Raw genomic sequence first — 21,170 nt, 5'->3', positions numbered from 1 at the left:
GTCCTGTCAATGTTTTTGTCTTAGCGAATGCTGGGGTTCCCGCACTGGATTGCCGCGTCGCTGCGCTCCTCGCAATGACGGTTTAAACGTCATCGCGAGCGAAGCGTGGCGATCCAGTGTTTTCAGTCGGCATAGGGGTGCACGGTTTTCCAGTGCCGTGCAATGTCAATGCGCCGTGCCACCCACACTTTGTCGTGCGACTGGATGTGGTCCAAAAAGCGTTGCAGCGCGGTGATGCGACCAGGCCGCCCCAGCAAGCGGCAGTGCATGCCGATGCTCATCATCTTGGGGGCGTTGTCGCCATCGGGATTGCCCTCGGCGTACAGCGCGTCAAAGGTGTCCTTCATGTACTGAAAGAACGGGTCGGCGTGCGAATAACCCTGCGGCAGTGCAAAGCGCATGTCGTTGCAGTCCAGCGTGTAGGGCACGATGAGCTGGGGCGCATCGGTGCCGTCACTTTTGCGCACCTTCATCCAGAACGGCAGGTCGTCGCCGTAGTAGTCGCTGTCGTATTCAAAGCCGCCAAAGTCGGCCACCAGGCGGCGTGTGTTGGGGCTGTCGCGCCCGGTGTACCAGCCCAGAGGGCGCTCACCGGTCAGCTTTTGAATGATCGCCATCGCCTCGGCCATGTGGGCGCGTTCGGTGGCTTCGTCGATGTGTTGGTAGTGGATCCACTTGAGGCCGTGGCAGGCGATGTCGTAGCCCAGCTCCTGCAAGGCGGCGGTCAACTCGGGGTGCTTTTGCAGCGCGGTGGCCACGCCAAACACGGTGAGCGGCAGGCCGCGTTTTTCAAACTCGCGCAGGATGCGCCACACGCCAGCACGCGAGCCGTATTCGTAAATGCCTTCCATGCTGATGTGCCGCTCGGGGAAGGACGCGGGGTTGAACATCTCAGACAGGAATTGCTCGGAGCCTGCATCGCCGTGCAGCACCGAGTTTTCGCCGCCTTCTTCGTAGTTCAGCACGAACTGCACGGCCACGCGGGCGCCACCAGGCCATTGCGCGTGGGGCACTTGGCGGCCGTAGCCTTTCAGGTCGCGGGGGTAGGGCAGGGTGGAATCGTAGGTGCTCATGGCGGTCGTTGAAAAGGGTTCAGGCCAGGGCCAGGGAAATGTCGTGGGTGGGCACTTTGCGGTCGAAGGTCAGGCTTTCTTCGACGTGCAGCAGGTGCTCGTGCATCAGCTGTACAGCTTTGTCACTGTCTTTGGCTTCCAGCGCGGCCACGATGGCCACGTGTTCGTCGGTCGAATGCTCGGCCTCGTTGCGCGACTGGTACATCAGCGTGATCAGAGCGCAGCGCGAGATCAGCTCACCCAGCACCTGGGCCAGCACATCGTTGTGCATCAACTCGGCCATGCGCACATGGAAGTCGCCCAACAATTCGGTTCGGCCCGTGATGTCGCCTTGCGTCACGGCTTCGCGTTCCTGGGCAATGTGGTCTTTGAGTGCGGTGATCTGTTCGGGCGTGACCTGCTGCACAAACGCGCGGGTCATTTCGGCCTCCAGCATGCGGCGCACGGCAAAGACCTGCTGAGCTTCTTCCACCGAAGGGGCCGCTACAAACGCGCCGCGTGCGGGCTCCAGGCGGATCAATCGGTTTTGCGACAACTGAAACAAAGCCTGGCGCACCAGCGTGCGCGAGACGCCGAAGTGATCGGCCAGCTTTTGCTCGGCCAGTTTCGAGCCTGGCAAGAGGCGGTGCTCCACGATGGCGCGGGTCAAGGATTCGACGATGTGGTGCGTGGTGGATGTTTCCATGTCTCGCAGTCCCTTGGGGCGGTTGGCCCGGGTGTTTTTTATGGGGGTGGCGCAAATCATAGCCACTAAATGCAAAATTGTATACACTTCGGTCGACCGGTTTGGCTGAGCCCCCAAAGCCCTGCCAAAAACACCCTTTTGACCCCACCTACACAAGCGAGCAACATCATGGGATTGAGCACACACGTTCTGGACACAATGCACGGCTGCCCCGCTGCGGGCATGCAGGTTTCACTTTTCATCACGCAGGGCGATCAGGCCACCTTGGTCAAAAGCTTCATCCTCAACCACGATGGCCGTAACCCCGACGGCATGCTGTACGACCATGCCAGCCTGCGCAAAGGCACTTACCGCCTGGTGTTCGATGTGGCGGGTTACTTCAAGGCCAAGGGCGTGGAGCTGCCCGAACCCAACTTCCTGAACAAAGTGAGTCTGGACTTCGGCGTGGCCCACGAAGACCAGCACTACCACGTACCTTTGCTGGCCAGTCCGTGGAGCTACTCGACTTATCGCGGCTCTTGAGCCCCATTCACACCACACAAGGACAACCCATGCCCACCTCCATCACCACTTCAGCTGACTTGAGTGCCGAGCAATTGGCGGCTTGCCAGCCGATTGAGCAGTATTTTTTGGGCCACGCGCGAGACGATGCCGCCCACATGCGCCAGGCATTTTTGCCAACTGCGCACATTGAATCGATCAAAGAAGGGGCTTTCACATCGTGGCCCTTGGACTTTTACTGTGAGCGCTTCAAAGGCCAAGCCGCAGCAGACGAAGCCAGTCGCCAGCGCCGCATCGACTGGGTTGAAGTCACCGGCACCGCAGCGTGTGCACGCGTGACCTTGGTACATGGCGCGACCACGTTTGTGGATTACTTTGTGCTTCTCAAGACCGCCGAAGGTTGGAAGATCGCCAACAAGGCTTTTCACGGCCAACCGACCTGATGGCCAAGACCTCCGGTGCTTACAACCACGGGGCTGTGACTGCAGATTGAAGACCTATGGATGACCAAAAATCAAAAATGGGGTCAGAACCCGGTTGATCCATTGGAAAAAAACGCACGTCTTTGCTCGGGGGTCTTTAAAATCTGGCTTCTACCGTTTATTTACCCATCCCCCCCTGCACCATGACCCAAGTCACCAACACTGTGCGCTTTGTGCTCGACGGCCAAATCGTCGAAGCCCAAGGCGAGCGCCGCACCACCACTGTTCTGGACTATTTGCGTGAGCAACTGCACCGCACCGGCACCAAAGAAGGCTGCGCCGAAGGCGATTGCGGCGCTTGCGTGGTCATGGTGGGTGAACTCAATGCCGCAGGCACGGGCGTGGACTATGTGGCGACCAACGCCTGCATTCAGTTGTTGCCTTCGCTGGACGGCAAATCGGTCAAAACCATCGAGAGCCTGAAAAAGGCTGACGGCACCATGCACCCGGTGCAAGAAGAGATGGTCAAGTGCCACGGCTCGCAGTGCGGCTTTTGCACACCCGGCATCGTGATGAGCTTGGTGAATCTGGTGCAAGTCCTGCCCATGCCCAACCGCCAGCAGATCACCGATTCGCTGAGCGGCAACCTGTGCCGCTGCACCGGTTACAAGCCGATCATTGAGTCGGCCACCAAGGCCTGCGCCAAGCCCGAAGCGCTCAAGCTCGACGACAGCGCCGACGTGCCTTTGCTCAAAGAAATCAAGCGCGCCAGCGTGCCCACGCTGAGTCTGGACGGCGACATCATCGTGCAGCCCGTGGTGCGCACCAAAAAGGGCAACGAGTTCGTGTCGCCCGCCACCGTGGCCGAAGTGGCCGACTATTTGGTCAAGAACCCCACCACAACGCTGCTGGCGGGCAGCACCGAAATTGGTTTGCAGGTGAACAAGCAGTTTGCACGCCCTGACCACATCATGTATTTGGGCAATGTGGCCGAGCTGCGTCAGGTCCAAGAAACCGACAAGGTCTGGCGCATCGGCGCGGCCGTGTCGCTGACGCAAGTCGAGTCGCTGATCGCCAAGGCCTACCCCGACTTCGCCGAAGTGCTGCGCCGCTTCGGCTCGCCCCCCATCCGCTCTACCGCGACGCTGGCGGGCAACATCGCCAACGGTTCACCCATTGGCGACACCATGCCTTGCCTGATGGCACTGGGCGCCAACTTGGTGCTGCGCCGTGGCGACAAGACCCGCAAGGTGCTGCTGGACAATTTCTACACCGGCATGAAGAAAAACGTGATGGAGCCCGGTGAGTTCATCGAAGCCGTCGAATTGCCCAAGCCCGTGGCTGGCCAGGTTTTCCGCGCCCACAAGGTGAGCAAGCGTTTTGAGCAAGACATTTCGGCCACTTGCGCCGCCATCAGCTACACGCTGAAAGATGGCAAGTTGAGCGGCGTGAAGTTGGCCTACAACGGCCTGGCCCCATCGCCTTGCCGCGCCCCCAAGCTCGAAGCCGTTTTGGAGGGCAAGTTGCCCGCTGATGTGAAAGCCACCGATCTGGACGCCGCGATCGCCGCCAGCTTCACCGCCCGCGACGGTTTGCGTGCCACATGGGCTTACCGCGCACTGGTGGCCCGCAACCTGGCCCTTGAATTCATCGAAGAACAGAAAGAGGTGGCTTGAATGAACGCTCCTACCGCACTCAAAAACCTGCTGCCTGTTTCAGGCGTTCAGCAAGGCACCGACATCGTTCACGAGTCCGCGCACCTGCACGTGACCGGCTCCGCCACCTACATCGACGACATCCCTGAGCACGCAGGCACCTTGTATGCCGCACTCATCCTGTCGCCCGTGGCGCATGGTGAGTTGATCGGCGACGGCATTGACCGCGCCGCCATCCTCAAAGAACACGGCGTTGTGGCGGTCTACACCGCCAAAGACATTCCCGGCGAAAACAACTGCGGCCCCATCATCCATGACGACCCCTTCCTGGCTGCAGGCAAGGTCGAGTTCATCGGCCAAGCCGTGGCCGTGGTCGTGGCGCGCAACATGCTCTACGCCCGCGAAGCCGCTCACAAAGCCAAGGTCTTGGTGAAAGAACTCAAGCCCATCTTGACCGTGGAAGAGGCGATGGAAGCCAACAGTTTCATCATGCCGCCCAAAGGCATCACGCGTGGTGACGCCGCCGCAGCCATTGCCAACGCGCCCCACAAGATCAAGGGCACGACCCGCACCGGTCAGCAAGAACAGTTTTACCTGGAAGGCCAGATCACCTATGCGGTGCCCAAAGAAGACGGCCAGCTCACGCTGTACGTGTCGACCCAGCACCCCGATGGCAACCAACGCGAAGCCGCACACGCCCTGAACCTGCACACCAACGATGTGGAGGTGATCTGCCGCCGCATGGGTGGTGGCTTTGGTGGCAAAGAAGGCAACGCCAGCATCTTCAGCCAAAGCGCTGCCTTGGCTGCACACAAGCTGGGCAAGCCCGTCAAGCTGCGCGTGAACCGTGACGACGACATGACCATCACCGGCAAGCGTCACGACTTCCGCATCGACTACGAAGTGGGCTTTGATGACAACGGCCGTGTCTTGGGCGCGGACATCACACTCATGTCGCGTTGCGGCTACAGCACCGATTACTCCGGCCCAGTGAACGACCGTGCTTGCTTGCACATCGACAACACCTACCACCTGCCTGCGCTCAAGCTGGTCAGCCACCGCTGCAAAACCAACACGCAAAGCGCCACCGCTTTCCGTGGCTTCGGCGGCCCGCAAGGCATGTTCGGCATCGAAACGGTGATGGACGAAATTGCGATGACCTTGGGCAAAGACCCACTGGAAGTGCGCAAGCTCAACCTCTACAAAGACCCCGCCACGAGCGGCACGCCCGACACCATGACCACCCAATACAACCAGCTCATCGAAGACTGGGTGGGTGACAAGGTGATCGACCAGGTCGAGCACGAATCCAAATACGCCGAGCGCCGCGCCGCAGTGCAAGCCTTCAACGCCAAGAGCAAAACCCGCAAGCGCGGCATGGCGCTCGTGCCTCTCAAGTTCGGCATCAGCTTCACGGCCACGCACCTGAACCAGGGCGGCGCGCTGCTGGCGGTGTACATGGATGGCTCGGTCAGCTGCAACCACGGCGGTACAGAGATGGGCCAGGGCCTGAACACCAAGATGGCGCAAGTCTGTGCCGATGGCTTGGGCATCAGCGTGGACCATGTGCGCATCACCGCCACCGATTCGCAAAAAGTGCCTAATGCGTCGGCCACTTCGGCTTCGAGCGGTGCCGACATCAACGGCGCGGCCATCATGAACGCCACCCTGCAAATGCGTGAGCGCCTGAAGCCTGTGGCGGCCCGCATGTTGGCTTGCGCCGAAGGCGATGTGACTTTCGCGAACAACGAAGTGCACGGTGGCGGCAAATCCGTCAAGTGGGCCGACTTGACCAAGCAAGCGTACATGGAGCGTGTGGGCTTGTCGGTCACGGGTTTCTACATGACGCCCGAAATCAAATACGACTTCGCGACCCTGAATGGCCGTGCTTTCTATTACTACTGCTACGGCGCTGCCGTGAGTGAAGTGGAGATCGACACCCGCACTGGCGAGTGGTGGCTCAAGGCCGTGGACATCGTGCATGACGTGGGCCGCAGCATCAACCCCGCACTGGACAAAGGCCAAATCGAAGGCGCCTATGTGCAAGGCATGGGCTGGCTCACCATGGAAGAGTGCATTTGGGACAAGAAGGGCAAGCTGCTCACGCACGGCCCCAGCACCTACAAAATTCCAGTGGCGGGCGACATTCCAGAGCACTTCAAGGTGTCCTTGTTTGAAAATCAAAACAACAAGCCCACGCCTTTCAACAGCAAGGCCACGGGCGAGCCGCCTTTGATGTTGGGCCTGTCTGCCTTCTTCGCCTTGCGCGATGCCGTGGCTGCCAGCGCCGACCACAAAGCCGTGGTGTACATGGACGCACCGGCCACGCCTGAGCGCATCTTGATGGCGTGCGAAAGCGTCAAGGCCCAAGCCGGTCTGTGATCTGAGTCCTCCGGGCCGCCTGGTGTTGCATCAGGCGGCCTTTTTCTTTGGCCTTTACAAAGTACCTCATGCCCATTGCAGCGCTGATTTTTGACCTCGACGGCACCCTGGTGGACAGCGAAGCGCCAGGCCTGGATGTGCTGCACCAGATGGCCGCAGACTTGGGGGCGTCATGGGCCCGTGAGGAAATGTATGCCCGCTTTGGCGGCGTGCCCATGGCCCGTTGCGTCAGCACCATCGCTGCCCACGTATCGGCGCAGCACCAGCCGCTCGATGAAGTGCTTTTCCTGCGACAACTGCGCCAGAACATGGCGATCCGTTTTCGCCAGGGCTTGGATGAAATTGCCGGTGCCACGGCCTTGCTGAAAAGCCTGCAAGCCACGAACAGGCCTTTTGCCATCGGCACCAATGGTCCGCGTGAAAAAGCCGAGATCACGCTGGGGGTCACGGGGCTGCGCGACTATTTTGGTGACCGTTTGTTTTGTGCCCCAGACGTGGGCAGCTTCAAGCCCGAGCCCGGTTTGTTTTTGCACGCCGCTGCGGCCTTGGGCGTGGAGCCCTCAGGGTGCGGTGTGGTCGAAGACAGCTTGCCCGGCATTCAAGCCGGCTTGGCTGCGGGCATGCAGGTCTTCAGCCTGCACCCACGCCAGGGTTTGCCTGCAGAGTTGGCTGAGCGCATTCAGTTCATCGACGACTTGCACCAGCTCCACGCTTGGCTGCGCTGAGATTCAGTCCTGGCCTTCGGTCAGCGTGTCGAGCTGGAACTTGCCGCTCTTGTGCCACAGCCACACATCGGTGTAGGTGACTTGGCTCAGGTTCTTGGGCGCGGGGTAGGGCGCTGCAGCTTTGACCATGCGCTCGATTTCGGCCATGACTTCGGGCACATGCTTGGGGGCACGTTTCCAGCTCAGGGCCTTGACCTGGCCTTGGCGGTCGATGTCCACATCCAGCACGCCGACGGCTTGCAACATGGGCGGCATGCGGCCTTTGAAGATGCGCTCCTTGTTGATGCCGTACAAGTGTGAGGCGGCATCTTTGCGGTATTCCTTGGGGGTACTGGCGAGCGATGATGCGGCCGTAGAGGGCAGGGCCCCAGGGCGTGTGGTTGGCAAGGCAGGCCAATCCTGGCTGGTATAGCCGCCTTTGGCTTTGCTGGCGTCCGTGGTGCAGCCACTGAGCAAAGACAGTCCCAATGCGCCTGTGCCCATCAGGGCGGCGACAATCGTGGTTTTGAATTGGCGAAATGTGTGCATCACAGTGAGCCCTTGTCTCGTTGGCATACTTGGCAGATAGGCGCCATTGTGCACCGAGCCACTAGGCCGGAAAAGGCCTTGGTTTGAAATGGATGTGGATTGTGAACTGGATGGATTTGGCTTTGCAACAACTCGCCCGAGAGGCGGGTGTGGTCGTGACCGTGCTGGCCACCAAGGGCTCTGTGCCACGTGGCGCGGGCACGCGCATGGTGGTGTTTGCCCAAGGCGAGCAGGGCACCATTGGTGGCGGTCATCTCGAATACCAGGCCATCGCCCATGCCCGCTTGCTCTTGGCCGGCCAGACCGATGAAACACAGCTGCGCCATGTTCTGGGCCCGAGCCTGGGGCAGTGCTGTGGGGGCGCTGTGGAGCTGCATTTCCAGCCTGTGACGGGTGCGGATGTCGCTCGCTTGCAGTCTGAACTGAGGCCCACGCGCACCCCGCTGGCGCTGTTTGGCGGTGGCCACGTGGGCAAAGCCTTGGTCAAAACCTTGGCCCCTTTGCCTTTTGCGGTGCGCTGGGTGGACAGCCGCGACGAGATTTTTCCGTCGGATGTGCCCGAGGGCGTGGAATGTGAGCATTCCAACCCGGTGCAGGCGGCAGTGGCCGATCTGGCCCCGGGCAGCCGCGTGCTGATCATGAGCTTCAGCCATGCCGAAGACCTGGACATCGTCATCGCCTGCCTCAAACGACTGCGTGAGAAGGGTGATTTGCCTTTTGTCGGGCTGATTGGCAGCAAAACCAAATGGGCCACTTTCAAGCACCGCTTGGAAGAGCGGGGCTTCAGCGCAGAAGACATCGCGCAGATCACCTGCCCCATCGGTGTGCCGGGCATCACCGGCAAAGAGCCCGAGGTGATCGCCGTGGCGGTGGCGGCACAACTCTTGCAAACGCTGTGAGGGCGCTTGTGGACTGACAGGCATGGACCCCGGATCGGGTCCGGGGTGACAAGCCTTGCCCTGATGTCATGCCGGACTCGATCCGGTAGCCATATTGACTCGGTCCATGGGGGCTTTGCTGGTTTCCCCTGAGATGGGAAAGCAGAGAAAACTGGATTTGGCGACGTAAAGTGTATACACTTCGGTGCACTGGTCGCAGCGGCGCAAGAATCCCCCAGGTTTCATGTTCGCGACCGAATGACCGCTCACAGGGCCCGCGGTGGTGAGCTGGTTGGAGATCCTTCATGGAAACGTATCTGCTGGAGTGGGCCAATCTGTTGTTGCGATGGGTGCACGTCATCACCGCCATCGCCTGGATTGGCTCTTCGTTTTACTTTGTCTTTCTCGACAACAACCTGCTCAAACCCAACTCGCCCGACCTGCTCGAAAAGGGCGTCGGCGGCGCGATGTGGGCGGTGCACGGTGGCGGTTTTTACAACCCCCAGAAATACATGGTGGCCCCCAAAATCATCCACACCAAGCTGCACTGGTTCTATTGGGAAAGCTATTCCACCTGGCTCAGCGGTTTTGCGCTGTTCACGGTGCTCTATCTTTACAACGCGGGCACGTTCCTGATCGACAAATCGCTGATGGACTGGTCGCCTGCCGTGGCCGGTGCCACCGCTGTGGGTTTTTTGGCAGCCTTCTGGATCGTTTATGACGTGGTGTGCCGGGTGTTTGGCTTTCGCAAAAACGGCGAGCTGATCGTGGCGGGCATGATGATCGTGGTCATCGCCTTTGCTTCATGGCTGGCCAACCAGCTGTTTGCAGGTCGCGCCGCCTTCTTGCTGGTGGGTGCCATGATCGCCACCGCCATGAGCGCCAACGTGTTTTTCTGGATCATCCCCGGCCAGCGCAAAGTGGTGGCCGCCATGACCAGCGGCGAAGCTTATGACGCGAATGCTTTGGCCATCCACGGCAAGCGCGGCAAGCAGCGCAGCGTGCACAACACTTATTTCACGCTGCCCGTCATCTTCGCGATGCTGAGCAACCACTACAGCTTTTTGTACACGCACGAACACCGCTGGGTGCTGCTGTTTGTGATGATGTTTGCAGGCGCCTTGATTCGCCAGTTCTTTGTGCAGCGCCACGGTTACCACTTGGGCCGCGCCGCCAACCCTTGGCCATTTGCGGCGGTGGGTGTGGTGCTGATTGCTGGCGTGATTGTGGCCCTGAAGCCGTCAGCGCCCAAAGTGTCAACAGCGCCTGTGGCGCCTGTGAGTTTTGCGCAGGTGCAAAGCCTGGTGAGTCAACACTGCTTGACCTGTCACGGCACTCAGATGCAAATGAAAAACGTTCGCCTGGACAGCCCGGAGCTCATCAAGCAGCACGCTCAGAACATGTACCAGCAAGTGGTGATGACCAAGCAAATGCCCATGGGCAATGCGACCGGTCTGACGGAAGATGACCGCGCGATGTTCGGTCGTTGGTTCCAGGCGGGGGCCAAGCTGGACTGAATGCGGGCCGCTGGCGAAGCCCTTGAAAGGCAGTCGCCAGAGTTACTTGGAATATGGTCGACCCTATTGGTATGACGATCCAATGGGTATAAATTTTGATGCAGCAGGCCCTTGTGGGCCCGGCTGTTAAATCAAAAGGAGACACCCATGTTCATTCGCTCACGCCGTACTTTGGTTGCCAGCGCGGTTGCTGGTCTGGCCTGTTTAGCAGCTGCTTTGCCTGCTGCTGCTCAAAATTACCCCACCCGTCCCATCACCATGATCGTGCCCTGGGGCGCAGGCGGTGGCACCGATGCGGTGGCCCGCATCGTGGCCAGCTTGCTCGAAAAAGACTTGGGTCAACCCGTCACCGTCGTCAACCGCACGGGTGGCAGCGGGGTGGTGGGCCATGCGGCCATCGCCGCAGCCCAACCAGACGGTTACACCATCGGCCTGGCCACGGTCGAAATCGGCATGATGCACTGGCAGGGCTTGACCCAACTGACCGGTGCTTCCTACACGCCCATTGGGCTGGTCAATGCCGACCCGGCGGGTATCCAGGTGCGCGCCGACTCGCCTTATAAAAACGTGAACGACCTGCTGGCTGCCATCAAGGCCAACCCCGGCAAGTTCAAAGCCTCGGGCACAGGCCAGGGCGGCATCTGGCATTTGGCCATTGCCGGTTTGCTGCTCGACCAAAAAATCGACCCTGCCGCATTGCCCTGGGTGCCCAGCAACGGTGCTGCGCCAGGCTTGCAAGACATGGTGGCCGGTGGTGTCGAAGTGGCCCCGGTGTCCCTGCCCGAAGCGCGCTCCTTGATCGATGCAGGCAAGGTCAAGAGTCTGGCCATCATGGACGCCAAGCCTTCCACCCTCTACCCCAATGTGCCGACCCTCAAATCTGTCACCGGCAGCAATTGGACCATGGCGGCCTGGCGCGGCGTGCTGGCCCCCAAAGGGTTGCCAGCACCGGTTCAAACCAAGTTGGCCGAAGCCGTGCGCAAGGCCGTGGCCAGCAAGGAATACAACGACTTCATGACCAGCCGCGGCCTGGGCGTGATTTATGGCGGGCCGGATGACATGGCCAAATTCATGGCCAAGTCCGATGCCGAAATGGGTGTGACCATGAAGGCTGTGGGCTTGGTCAAGTAAGCCAGCCCATGAAAATCAACGACGCTTTCTGGGGCGTCCTGCTCATGGCCTTGGGCGCTGCGGTGCTCTTGGCTGTGCGCAGTTACCCCAACCTCTCAGGTCAGCCCGTGGGCCCGGCTTTGTTTCCCAGCTTGATCGCGTATGGCTTGTGTGCTGGCGGGGCATTGCTGGTTTGGCAGGGCTGGCGTGATCGCGCGGATGGACCATGGCTGGAGTGGGAAGACTGGGTGCGTTCACCGCGCCACACCAGGGCACTGGTCGCCTTGCTGGGCTCTGTGGTGTTCTACATCCTGGTGTCTGACACGCTGGGCTTTTTGATCACAGCTCTTGTGATGATGATGACGCTGTTCAGGTCGCTGCACGTGGCTTGGAGCCGATCTGTCTTGTGGGCGGTGGTGGCCACTGTGGTGGTGCACTTTGCCTTTTACAAACTGCTGCGTGTGCCCTTGCCCTGGGGTGTCTTGACGCCACTGGCCTGGTAACGGCCTTTTCCACTTTCAACCCAAATGACTTTGTCGGTCTGAGGAGTCTTATCCCATGTGGACAGCCATTGGCCAAGCGTTTTCGATGGTGTTCGAGCCCTACACCTTGATGGTGATGGTGCTCGCTTCTTTTTACGGTTTGTTTGTCGGGGCGGTGCCGGGCTTGACCGCCACCATGGCCACTGCGCTGCTGGTGCCCGTGACCTTTTTCATGCCGCCCATTCCGGCGGTGGCCGCCATGGTCACGGCCACGGCCATGGCGATTTTTTCGGGGGACATCCCGGGTTGTTTGCTGCGCATTCCGGGCACACCGGCATCGGCGGCTTACACCGACGAAGCCTTTGCCATGACGCGCAAAGGGCAGGCCGAGAAAGCGCTGGGTGCAGGCCTGGTGTTCTCGGCAGTGGGTGGCTTGTTTGGCACGGTGGTGCTGATCGTGGCCGCGCCTGCCTTGGCCGACTTTGCGCTGAACTTCAGCTCGTTCGAGTATTTCTGGCTGGTCTTGTTGGGGCTGACGTGTGCCGTGTTCATCTCCACCGGTTCGCCGGTCAAGGGCGTGATGATGCTCTTGTTAGGGTTGCTGGTGGCGTGTGTGGGGTTGGGCAACCCGGCCGGTTTTCCGCGCTTCACATTTGGCACCGTCGAGATGACGGGTGGCATTGGCATGATCGCCATGATGATCGGCATGTTCGCGATCTCTGAAATCATCCGCTACGTGGTGGACACCAGTCCGCCTGCAGAGTTGGTGGTGGAAGAAGTGGGCGGTGTGCTCAAGGGCCAATGGGCCTTGGCCAAGAAATACCCCAAGCAGATTTTGCGAGGCAGTGTGTTGGGCACGGCCGTGGGTGCTTTGCCGGGTGCGGGCGCCGACATCGCGGCTTGGATGTCGTATGCGATGAGCAAGAAGTTTTCCAAGGAGCCCGAGAAATTTGGCACCGGGCATGTGGAAGGCATTGTGGAGTCGGGCTCGGCCAACAACAGCGCCTTGGCGGGTGCGTGGATTCCGGCCTTGGTGTTTGGTATTCCGGGCGACTCGATCACGGCGATTGTGATCGGCGTGCTGTACATGAAGAACATGAACCCCGGCCCGACTTTGTTCACCACCAATCCACAAAACATTTATGCGGTGTTCTTGCTCTTCATTGTGGCGAACATCATCATGATTCCCTTGGGCATTCTGTGCATCAAAGTGGCCAAGCGCATCCTCAAGGTGCCGCGTGAAATCCTGATGCCGATGATCTTGCTGTTCTGTGTGGTCGGCACGTTTGCCATCAACAACACGGTGTTTGAAGTGGGCGTCATGCTGGTCGCTGGCATCCTGGCTTATCTGCTGGAAGCCAACAAGTTCCCGACAGCACCGGCCATTTTGGGTGTGGTGTTGGGCGGCATGTTGGAAGAGAACTTCATCACCTCGATGATCAAGTCCAACGGCGATTTGATGGCGTTTGTAGCCCGACCCATCGCATTGGGCCTGGCCATATTGACGGCTTTGGTGTGGTTTGCGCCGTTGCTCTTGCGCATGCTGCGCAAACCTGTTCAAGCGGCTTGATGCGAGGGACTCAGATTTGCGGCGTTGGCATGTCACCGTCGTCTCAGTTTTTGTCATCCCGAGCGAAGACCCGGGATCCAATGTGTAGCGGTGACCCTTGTGATCGTCGGTAGACGAGTCATGGATCCCGGATCAAGTCCGGGATGACAGTTTTAAACAAGCTCGGTATGACAGTTTTAAACAAGTCCGAGATGACGGTTTTAAGCAAGTCCGAGATGACAGTCGCTACAGATGAGCCTCACCGGTGCAATCTTCACAAGGCCTGTCCATCAGATCTCATTCGGCACAGTGACTTTGAACTTCTCGGCCCAAGGCTCCAGCATGGGCATGATGTTCGGGTACAGCGCCACGCCTTGGCTGGCGCTGTCGGCTTTGAGCTTCAGGCCGCGCTCGCCTGGCGTGCGCACCCAGCGGTCGGGCTGCGCGGGACGCGAGGCATGGCATTGGCGTGACACCTCGTCCATCTGCGTGTTGAAGGCGCTTTGGCCTGCGAAAGCGCGGGGGTCGATGATCTGCAAAAACACCGTGGCTCCCCAGCCCTCGGGGGCGTCCGCACGGCCATGGCCTGCCAAGCCGCCGGTCAAGGCTTCCACCATCCAGCTCAGGCCGTAGCCCTTGTGGCCCGAGTCCATACCGCCCAGCGGCAAGATGGTGCCCCTGGGCTCGTTGAAGAGCACCTCCGGGTCGCGGCTGGGCTGGCCGTGGCCATCCATCACCCACTCGGCGGGCAGCAAGCCGCCTTCCTTGTGCAGGCGGTTGGTCATGCCGTTGGTGGTGGACGAGGTGGACACGTCGATCAGCACCGGCAAGCCCGAAGTGGGGATGCCCACCGACATCGGGTTGGGCGTGAACACCGGGTCCAGTCCGCCGAAGGGCGCGATGCTGGCGGCGTTGGGGTCGGAGCAATGCAGCAGCATCATGAAGCCCTGATCCGTCACGCGCTGGTGGTAGGCCGCGAGGCAGGCAATGTGGTGGCTGCGCCGGATGACCACGGTGCAAGTGCCTTGGCTGCGTGCGCGTTGTGTGGCCAGATCGATCGCTTGCAGCACCAGCCAAGGACCCGGCAGGCGCTGGCCGTCCCAGGTCACTGCGGCCGGGTGGTCCGCCACCAACAGCGGCTGACCTTCTTTGCGCATCTTGCCCGACTCCAGTTCGGCCAGATAAGGCGCCAGCAAGGCCAGGCCGTGTGTGGTGTGCCCCAGCAAGTCGCCCTCTAGCAAAACATCGGCCACGGCCTGGGCCTTGTCCGGCGGCAAGCCTGCTGATTGCAAGAGTTGATCGGCAAAAGCGAGGAGGTCTGAGGTGGCGTAGTTCATGGCTTCATCATAAAAAGAAGCCTTGGACGAGCTGTCGCCACCTGGACTCGGTGCAAGCGTTGGCCTTTAAAACCACCAACCCACGGCATACGGAATCAGCACTGCCCCCGCAATGCCGTGCAGCCCCATGCCCAAGCTGGCATAGGCCCCGGCCTCGACATTCACGCTGAAAGCGCGTGAGGTGCCAATGCCGTGTGCGGCCACACCCAAAGCAAAACCGCGCTGCCACCAGGCCGTGACGCGCAAGGCGTCCAGCACATAGCGGCCCAACACCGCACCCAAAATGCCGGTGCTCACCGCAAAGATGGCGGTCAGTGTGGGCGAGGCTTGCACGCGCTCGGCAATGCCCATGGCAATCGGCGCGGTGACCGACTTGGCCACCAAGCCGCGCACCAACGATTCGTCCACCCCCAACCACCGCGCCACACCCACGGCCGTGAGCATCGAGGTCACACCGCCTGTCACCAGCGACAGCATCAGCACCCCCATGCGCCCTTTGAGCGAGGCAAAACCTTTGTAGATGGGAATGGCCAGCGACACCGTGGCCGTGCCCAGCAAAAAGTGCACAAACTGCGCGCCTTCGAAATACTGCGCATAGGGCATATCGAGCACGCTGATGCTCAGGCACACCAGCACCACGGCGATCAAAACCGGGTTGGCCAGCGGGTTGCGCTGGCTGCGCTCGTACACGGTCAAGCCGATCAGGTAAGCGCTGAGCGTGAGCACCAAAGCCAGGAGCGGGCTGCCCGAGAGGTAGACCCAAATCTCGGAGATGGCGGGCAGATCGGAGCGTGTCATGGGGTTCATGGTTTCAGTCCTTCGGGGCCAGCAGCTTGAGCACAAGTGCTGTCACCGCCACCGTCGCCAGCACGCTGATCACCAGCGCCGCGCTGATGGCCCAGGCATTGGCCCGCAGCACCGGCAAATAAAGCACCACACCCACCGACGCCGGAATGAACAGCAGTCCCAAGTGCTGCAAGATGCTGCTGCCCACCAAGTCCATGGCCGCTGGCACATGACCGCGCAAACTCAGAAACGCCAGCAACAACACCAGGCCCAGCACCGGGCCGGGGATGAAGGGCAGGGCGAACTTAGAGAGCAGCTCGCCCAGGGCTTGGAAGATGAAGAGTTGAACGAGGCCTGGGATCATGGCCTCAGTGTAGACAGCTTGCGTTGGCTTTGGGGGCGAAAGACTTGTGACCTCAGTGTGAGGACTTCGATGGGGTCTCTGACGCTGGCGAGAGCTACGCCAAAGGTGTTCGGTGGCTAAACCCCTGAAACCACCACGTCCATCGCCGCAATCAGTGTGCTGGCTTGCGCTGCTAAATTGCCCACCACTTGCCGCAAGCTGCGCGTGGGCAAGGGTGCCGTGTAATGAGCCAGTGCGCGCAGGCGCTGGCCGTTGACTGTGACCACGGGGCAAAGTTTGTCAGGTGACTTTTCTGCAAACTCAAGAGTGGCCAGAGGAATGCTCATGCGTGTGGCCAATGCATCCAGTAAATCACTTTGGACCACCACCACATAGGGAATGCCGTGCGCAGCGCTCTCGCTGGGATTGGCGTAAACATCAAACTGCGCCATGGCGGTTTACCAAGGCCGCAAGTCGGCACCGGGAATGCCTTGCTTTTCTACCCAAGTGTTCTGCGCGGCAATCCAGTCGCCAAATTCAGTTTCAAACTTCTTCTTGCGTGCAGCCAGACTGCTGCTGTTTTGATTGGCTTGCAAAGCCCGGTATTGCTCAGCCGACAGGATGACGGTGTCTATTTGACCCGCTTTTTCTACAAATACGGGTTCGCGCTTGGCAAGGGCGCAAATGCTGCCAAAACGGTTTTTGGCTTCGGTGGCGGTGATTTGCATGGCGGGCTCCTGATGGATGGCTATTTTAGCTAAAGGCGTCCAGGGATTGAAACTTAAGCTGCCCCCATCGCCAACTGCATCGCCAGCTGGTTGTGCCGCTCAATCAGCGGCCCCATGTCCACCATCGCGATTTCACCCTCACGCACCACCACGCGCCCGTTGACGATGGTGTAGTCGGCGTTGTCGCTGGCGCACAGCAGCAGTGCACCCACGGGGTCGTGCACCGCGCCGCCCGCCATGCTCAGCGTGTCGGTGCGAAACATCGCGATGTCGGCGCAATAGCCTTCGGTGATTTGCCCCAGCTCGTGGGCACGGCCGAGCACATCGGCACCACCGCGTGTGGCCAGGCGCAGCGCGTCGCGGGGTGTCATCTCAGCGGGGCCATGATCGCAGCCGAAAGGTTCTAACGCTCTGCCCACACGCGCCAGCAGCATGGCTTGGCGCGCTTCGTTCAGCAGGTGCGCCGCATCGTTGCTGGCGCTGCCGTCCACGCCCAGGCCAATCGGCACGCCCGCGTCCAGCATTTTGCGCAGCGGCAAGATGCCGCTGGCCAGGCGCATGTTGCTGCACGGGCAGTGGGCAATGCCGGTGCGCGTGCGGGCAAACAAATACGTGCCTTCGTCGTCCAGCTTCACACCATGGGCGTGCCACACATCGTGGCCGACCCAGCCCAAGTCTTCGGCGTATTGCGCGGGGGTGCAGTTGAACTTCTCGCGGGTGTACGCGATGTCGTGGTCGTTTTCGGCCAAGTGGGTGTGCAGGCGCACGCCGTGGGCGCGGGCCAGTTTTGCCGATTCGCGCATCAGGTCTTGGCTCACGCTGAAGGGTGAGCAGGGTGCCACGGCCACATGCGTCATCGCGCCGTAGCTGGCGTCGTGCCACCGTTCAATCAGGCGCTGGGTTTCTTTCAAAATGGCGGGTTCTTGTTCGACCACGCTGTCGGGCGGCAGGCCGCCTTGCGATTGCCCCACGCTCATGCTGCCGCGTGTGGCCGTGAAGCGCATGCCCATGGTGTGCGCCGCTTCGATGCTGTCGTCCAAGCGCACGCCGTTGGGGTAGATGTAAAGGTGGTCACTGCTGGTGGTGCAGCCGCTCAGCAGCAGCTCGGCCATGGCCACTTGGCCCGAGACACGCACCATCTCGGGCGTGAGGCCCACCCAGATCGGGTACAGGCCTTGCAACCAACTGAACAGCTCGGCGTTTTGCACGCCCGGAATCGCCCGCGTGAGCGACTGGTACATGTGGTGATGCGTGTTGATCAGGCCCGGCACCACCACATGGCGGCGGGCGTCGATCACCTCATCGACCTGCTTGACCAGTTCGTCGGTGTTTTCAGTGGCGGGGATGATCCGCTTGATGCGGCCATCGCGGATCAAAAGCGAGGCGTCATTCAGTTTAGTGTTGGCATCGTCTTGTGTGGCGATGCAGCGGGCGCGGTGGATCAGCAGCGTGGTCATGGACTTGTCCTGGGCAAGGTGTGAAACAAGTCGCGGCCGAATCCCCTGGCCCCGCGTGAGCGGGGGAGGGCGAGCACCACGTTGCCGCGCGTCCCGGGCTGTGCAGTGGACAGATTTTAAGCAGGCGCTGTTCGAGGGGCGGCAGTCAGTCCATTAACCTGCGCGAATCGATAAGCGCCTGCCGCTGGTTGTGTGACTGCAATGCAGCGAGAGCGGCCATTCAAGGCGGCACAGTGACCTCACGCATTCGGCCACATGCAGACACTCATTCTTCTCCCCAAAAGCAGTCTTCTGCAGCCCCTTTAAGCTTCAAAACATATCCAGTTGAACCCTTTTTGCGATCAAGAAAACGTGTCGCCCATCAGGGTATTGAACCAGGTATTCATCTGCCTGAAATTTCCATTAGTGATACTCGCCGCTTCCGTTGCCCTGGCCCCTGAAGTGACACCACCGTTGGACGCAATAGCCATCCTGCGAGTGCTTGCGTCGTATTGATACACAGCAGTCAGCCATGATGCTGTAGAAGCAGTAATGGGCGAATAACAGGCAGAGTTAGCTACTGGTCCACTGTCAGGTGCCTGCCCCCCCGCAATCCGGATGATTGCATCGGCACAGATCTTGGCTTCCTGATTGGCCACATGCCCTGCCTTTGGCAATCCGCAGCTGGATGCATCCCCAATCACGTGAACGCCAGCGACTGCCGTCGATTCGTAGCTGAGCACATCCACAACACACCAACGACCATCAGGTACACCGTTCGAGGAGCTGTTGTTCAATCCGGCATTTGCTAGCCAACTACCAGGTGCACTGCCCGCAGCTCTGTGTGGGGGGATCGGATTAACCACCTGGGCATTGATGGACTGGCTTACAAGAAGTTGGTCTGTGTAAGTCACTACCTTGGTGTCCGGGTTGATTTGGATGTTGGTGACACCAGGGCGGTAGTCAATGACACCTCTGTGAATAGAGTTGAAAGCGTATGTGAAGTTATCCACCTCAGCTTGGATGGATGCGTTTTCATCCAGGATGATGACTTTTGAAGCAGAACCCTTGTAGTTCTTCAGAAAGTCCGCCACCAAACACGCCCGCTCGTAAGGCCCAGGTGGGCAGCGGTAGGGCGCCTTGGGAATGGTCATCACAAATGTGCCATTGTTCGACATGTTGGCTAACTGTGTACGCAGAAGCTCAGTCTGTGGTCCTGCCCGCCAAGCATGTGGTGTCTTGTTCTCGTAATCCGATTGGGTGAGGCCATATGCGTCCATGAAATCAACGCCCGGCGCAACAATCAGTCGGTCATAGGCCAATGTGCTTCCATCCGACAAGGCTACGGACTTGGCGGTGGTGTTGATGCTTTGTACGGCCGCTTGCTTGATCACAACACCATACTTGGTCGCAACACTGGTGTAGCCATAAGCCAAACTGCTCATGGTTCTGGTGTTGTTCAGCACCAGGTTGCTCATAATGTTGGAGGTGTAGGTCAGGCTAGGTTCGACCAAAGTCACCTTGATACCTGCGCCGCCCCACAGCCGCAGATATTTAGCGACACTCACGCCTGCCATGCCACCACCTATTACGACGATGTTGGCAGTCAATCCAGTGTTAGCAAGAGCAAAAGTAGTGTTGTTGCCAGATGCGTATTTCCCATCAGAGTCATAGTCCTCATGGCTGTCGTCGTCGGTATGTCCCAAGATGGGGATGATTCCTGTGGTGACCGCAGCAGCGGCCAACATCAGCATTTTTCGGCGTGAAGGCGTAGTGTTTGTTCTCATGATTTTTTCCTCCCAAATCACTGTTGCAGGTAAGAGATGATCGCGTTGAGCTGAGCTGTCGTGTAGCCCTGCGCATGTGCGGCCATGATGGAACTGTTGGCGGATTGACTCAGGTATTCACGCACCTCAGAGGCTTCCTTGCCCCGGATGCTGTCAAACCCTCCAACACCGCCTGTGCCGTGACACTGAAAGCAATTGGATGCCAGCAATCGCCCCGCAGTATTTGTAGGCTGCGTTCGCGTTGTTCCGGCAGTACCTGAAATATTGCGAATGGTGTTGACCGCAGTTGTGCTGGAACTGTTTTGAGTCAGTTGGTAATAGGGACGGGATGTGCTTTTCCCACGCTCTGAGTCAATTTTGTTGGCCGCACGTGCCAAGCTGTAATCGTGGTCGGACTCCATGCGTGTACGCACCTCATCCATGGCCTTGAGTGCTGCTTTGGCTCCGTCATGACCACCAGAGTTCACGCCTGTTCTGACCGAGTTACTCAGTGCTGATGCCAGTTCTTGAGCCGCCGCCGAGCTTTGCAGTGGCAAAGTGGCAACAAGCTGACTGACATCAACTGCGGAGGTCTGAGACCGGATGGCCGTGGCAAGTGCTCGGACAACTCTTTCCTGTGACTCGTGTGAGGCCTCACCAGTTCGAGCATTTGCACTGGCCAACATCTGGATAGATCTTTGCAAGGCTACTGCTGTTGTATAGATCCCCGGATTGTTGGCAATCGCTGCAACAGGGTCAGCAGCAAGCTGGTCCACAGTCAACCCCAGCGCACTGGCCACTTTTTGCTTTGCTGTTGGCACATCTGCGGCAAGACCTTGCGCGACCATCGCATCGACGAGGGTTGTCATCGGTGTGACCACCTGCGCCTGACTTACCGATTCAACTGGCGCAGATAACTTTCCAGCGAAAGCAAAACCCGTATCCGAGTCCACGCCACCAGTTACCACGATAGGAAGGCCAGACACAGAACCTGTCACGGAGCTGTAGTCAAGCGCGTAACGACCGTTAAGGTCGGTTGTAGTGCTTGGCTCACCTGCATCGGCTAAACCGTTGCGATTGATATCCAGGAACACTGTGGCACCCTGTATGTAGCCGTCAACGGCTACTCCAGTCAGGGTGTTGGCTGCTGCCAATGGCCCAGATCCGCCACCACCACCGCCACAAGCAGCGAGGGAAGCAGCGATAGCGGCCAGGACGAGCATTGAGAGCTTCTTCTTTTTGAATTTGATGTGTGACATAGTTTTCT

21 protein-coding genes are annotated in these 21,170 nt (G+C 59.7%); 10 read left to right on the top strand and 11 right to left on the bottom strand.

The genetic code is table 11. From position 1 onward, the window contains the following. Positions 1-122: 122 nt before the first annotated feature. Positions 123-1,073: an allantoinase PuuE gene (gene puuE / locus B9Z43_RS01095; protein ID WP_108322321.1), complete on the bottom strand. Its 951-nt coding sequence runs from the start codon at positions 1,071-1,073 to the stop codon at positions 123-125. A 19-nt stretch (positions 1,074-1,092) separates the two neighbouring features. Then, a complete protein-coding gene (locus B9Z43_RS01090) occupies positions 1,093-1,758 on the bottom strand; it encodes a GntR family transcriptional regulator (RefSeq protein ID WP_108323042.1) in 666 nt (221 codons plus the stop codon). 168 nt (positions 1,759-1,926) lie between these two features. On the opposite strand from B9Z43_RS01090, the gene uraH reads away from it, so the two are divergent. The 5 genes from uraH (at position 1,927) to B9Z43_RS01065 (ending at position 7,443) form a co-directional block, all read left to right on the top strand. Beyond that, entirely contained in the window at positions 1,927-2,280 is a 354-nt protein-coding gene (uraH, locus tag B9Z43_RS01085) for a hydroxyisourate hydrolase (RefSeq protein WP_108322320.1), read from the top strand. A gap of 29 nt (positions 2,281-2,309) precedes the next feature. Next, positions 2,310-2,702 carry a nuclear transport factor 2 family protein gene (locus B9Z43_RS01080; RefSeq protein ID WP_108322319.1) on the top strand — a complete coding sequence of 131 codons (393 nt, stop codon included), beginning with the start codon at positions 2,310-2,312 and terminating at the stop codon, positions 2,700-2,702. Between the two features lie 182 nt (positions 2,703-2,884). Continuing rightward, complete coding sequence (gene xdhA / locus B9Z43_RS01075) at positions 2,885-4,357, top strand: xanthine dehydrogenase small subunit (protein ID WP_108322318.1); 1,473 nt, start codon at positions 2,885-2,887, stop codon at positions 4,355-4,357. Next, positions 4,358-6,718: a xanthine dehydrogenase molybdopterin binding subunit gene (xdhB, locus tag B9Z43_RS01070; RefSeq protein ID WP_108322317.1), complete on the top strand. Its 2,361-nt coding sequence runs from the start codon at positions 4,358-4,360 to the stop codon at positions 6,716-6,718. It begins immediately after the preceding gene. A 68-nt stretch (positions 6,719-6,786) separates the two neighbouring features. Beyond that, positions 6,787-7,443, top strand: coding sequence for an HAD family phosphatase (locus B9Z43_RS01065; protein WP_108322316.1), 657 nt, complete (start codon positions 6,787-6,789; stop codon positions 7,441-7,443). Positions 7,444-7,446: 3 nt separating this feature from the next. On the opposite strand, the gene B9Z43_RS01060 is transcribed toward B9Z43_RS01065, so the two are convergent. Further along, the gene (locus B9Z43_RS01060) at positions 7,447-7,971 is read right to left on the bottom strand and encodes a hypothetical protein (protein ID WP_233249954.1); all 525 of its coding nucleotides are present in this window, start codon (positions 7,969-7,971) and stop codon (positions 7,447-7,449) included. Positions 7,972-8,063: 92 nt separating this feature from the next. On the opposite strand from B9Z43_RS01060, the gene xdhC reads away from it, so the two are divergent. The 5 genes from xdhC (at position 8,064) to B9Z43_RS01035 (ending at position 13,528) form a co-directional block, all read left to right on the top strand. Continuing rightward, a complete protein-coding gene (gene xdhC / locus B9Z43_RS01055) occupies positions 8,064-8,870 on the top strand; it encodes a xanthine dehydrogenase accessory protein XdhC (RefSeq protein WP_199222227.1) in 807 nt (268 codons plus the stop codon). Between the two features lie 284 nt (positions 8,871-9,154). Continuing rightward, the gene (locus tag B9Z43_RS01050) at positions 9,155-10,366 is read left to right on the top strand and encodes a urate hydroxylase PuuD (RefSeq protein ID WP_108322315.1); all 1,212 of its coding nucleotides are present in this window, start codon (positions 9,155-9,157) and stop codon (positions 10,364-10,366) included. A 147-nt stretch (positions 10,367-10,513) separates the two neighbouring features. Next, positions 10,514-11,497, top strand: a complete 984-nt coding sequence (locus B9Z43_RS01045; RefSeq protein ID WP_108322314.1) for a tripartite tricarboxylate transporter substrate binding protein — start codon at positions 10,514-10,516, stop codon at positions 11,495-11,497. Positions 11,498-11,505: 8 nt separating this feature from the next. Further along, positions 11,506-11,979 (top strand): tripartite tricarboxylate transporter TctB family protein, encoded by a 474-nt coding sequence (locus B9Z43_RS01040; RefSeq protein ID WP_108322313.1) that lies wholly within the window; start codon positions 11,506-11,508, stop codon positions 11,977-11,979. Between the two features lie 55 nt (positions 11,980-12,034). After that, the gene (locus B9Z43_RS01035; protein ID WP_108322312.1) at positions 12,035-13,528 is read left to right on the top strand and encodes a tripartite tricarboxylate transporter permease; all 1,494 of its coding nucleotides are present in this window, start codon (positions 12,035-12,037) and stop codon (positions 13,526-13,528) included. Positions 13,529-13,797: 269 nt separating this feature from the next. On the opposite strand, the gene B9Z43_RS01030 is transcribed toward B9Z43_RS01035, so the two are convergent. The 8 genes from B9Z43_RS01030 to B9Z43_RS00995 form a co-directional block, all read right to left on the bottom strand. Further along, entirely contained in the window at positions 13,798-14,844 is a 1,047-nt protein-coding gene (locus tag B9Z43_RS01030; RefSeq protein WP_108322311.1) for an Ldh family oxidoreductase, read from the bottom strand. Between the two features lie 66 nt (positions 14,845-14,910). Beyond that, complete coding sequence (locus B9Z43_RS01025; protein ID WP_108322310.1) at positions 14,911-15,651, bottom strand: LrgB family protein; 741 nt, start codon at positions 15,649-15,651, stop codon at positions 14,911-14,913. Positions 15,652-15,655: 4 nt separating this feature from the next. Next, complete coding sequence (locus B9Z43_RS01020) at positions 15,656-15,994, bottom strand: CidA/LrgA family protein (protein ID WP_108322309.1); 339 nt, start codon at positions 15,992-15,994, stop codon at positions 15,656-15,658. Positions 15,995-16,110: 116 nt separating this feature from the next. Further along, the gene (locus B9Z43_RS01015) at positions 16,111-16,425 is read right to left on the bottom strand and encodes a CcdB family protein (protein WP_108322308.1); all 315 of its coding nucleotides are present in this window, start codon (positions 16,423-16,425) and stop codon (positions 16,111-16,113) included. A 6-nt stretch (positions 16,426-16,431) separates the two neighbouring features. Next, the gene (locus tag B9Z43_RS01010) at positions 16,432-16,701 is read right to left on the bottom strand and encodes a type II toxin-antitoxin system Phd/YefM family antitoxin (protein WP_108322307.1); all 270 of its coding nucleotides are present in this window, start codon (positions 16,699-16,701) and stop codon (positions 16,432-16,434) included. 53 nt (positions 16,702-16,754) lie between these two features. After that, positions 16,755-18,158 (bottom strand): 8-oxoguanine deaminase, encoded by a 1,404-nt coding sequence (locus B9Z43_RS01005; protein ID WP_108322306.1) that lies wholly within the window; start codon positions 18,156-18,158, stop codon positions 16,755-16,757. 341 nt (positions 18,159-18,499) lie between these two features. Next, on the bottom strand, positions 18,500-19,924 hold the full coding sequence (locus B9Z43_RS01000; protein ID WP_108322305.1) for an FAD-dependent oxidoreductase: 1,425 nt from the start codon (positions 19,922-19,924) through the stop codon (positions 18,500-18,502). Positions 19,925-19,941: 17 nt separating this feature from the next. Then, entirely contained in the window at positions 19,942-21,162 is a 1,221-nt protein-coding gene (locus tag B9Z43_RS00995) for a c-type cytochrome (protein ID WP_108322304.1), read from the bottom strand. Between the last annotated feature and the right edge of the window lie 8 nt (positions 21,163-21,170).

Source organism: Limnohabitans sp. MMS-10A-192 (assembly GCF_003063335.1).
GTDB lineage: Bacteria > Pseudomonadota > Gammaproteobacteria > Burkholderiales > Burkholderiaceae_C > Limnohabitans_A.
The sequence above is the reverse complement of the archived record's forward strand: the minus strand, read 5'-3'. Positions and strand labels throughout refer to the sequence as shown.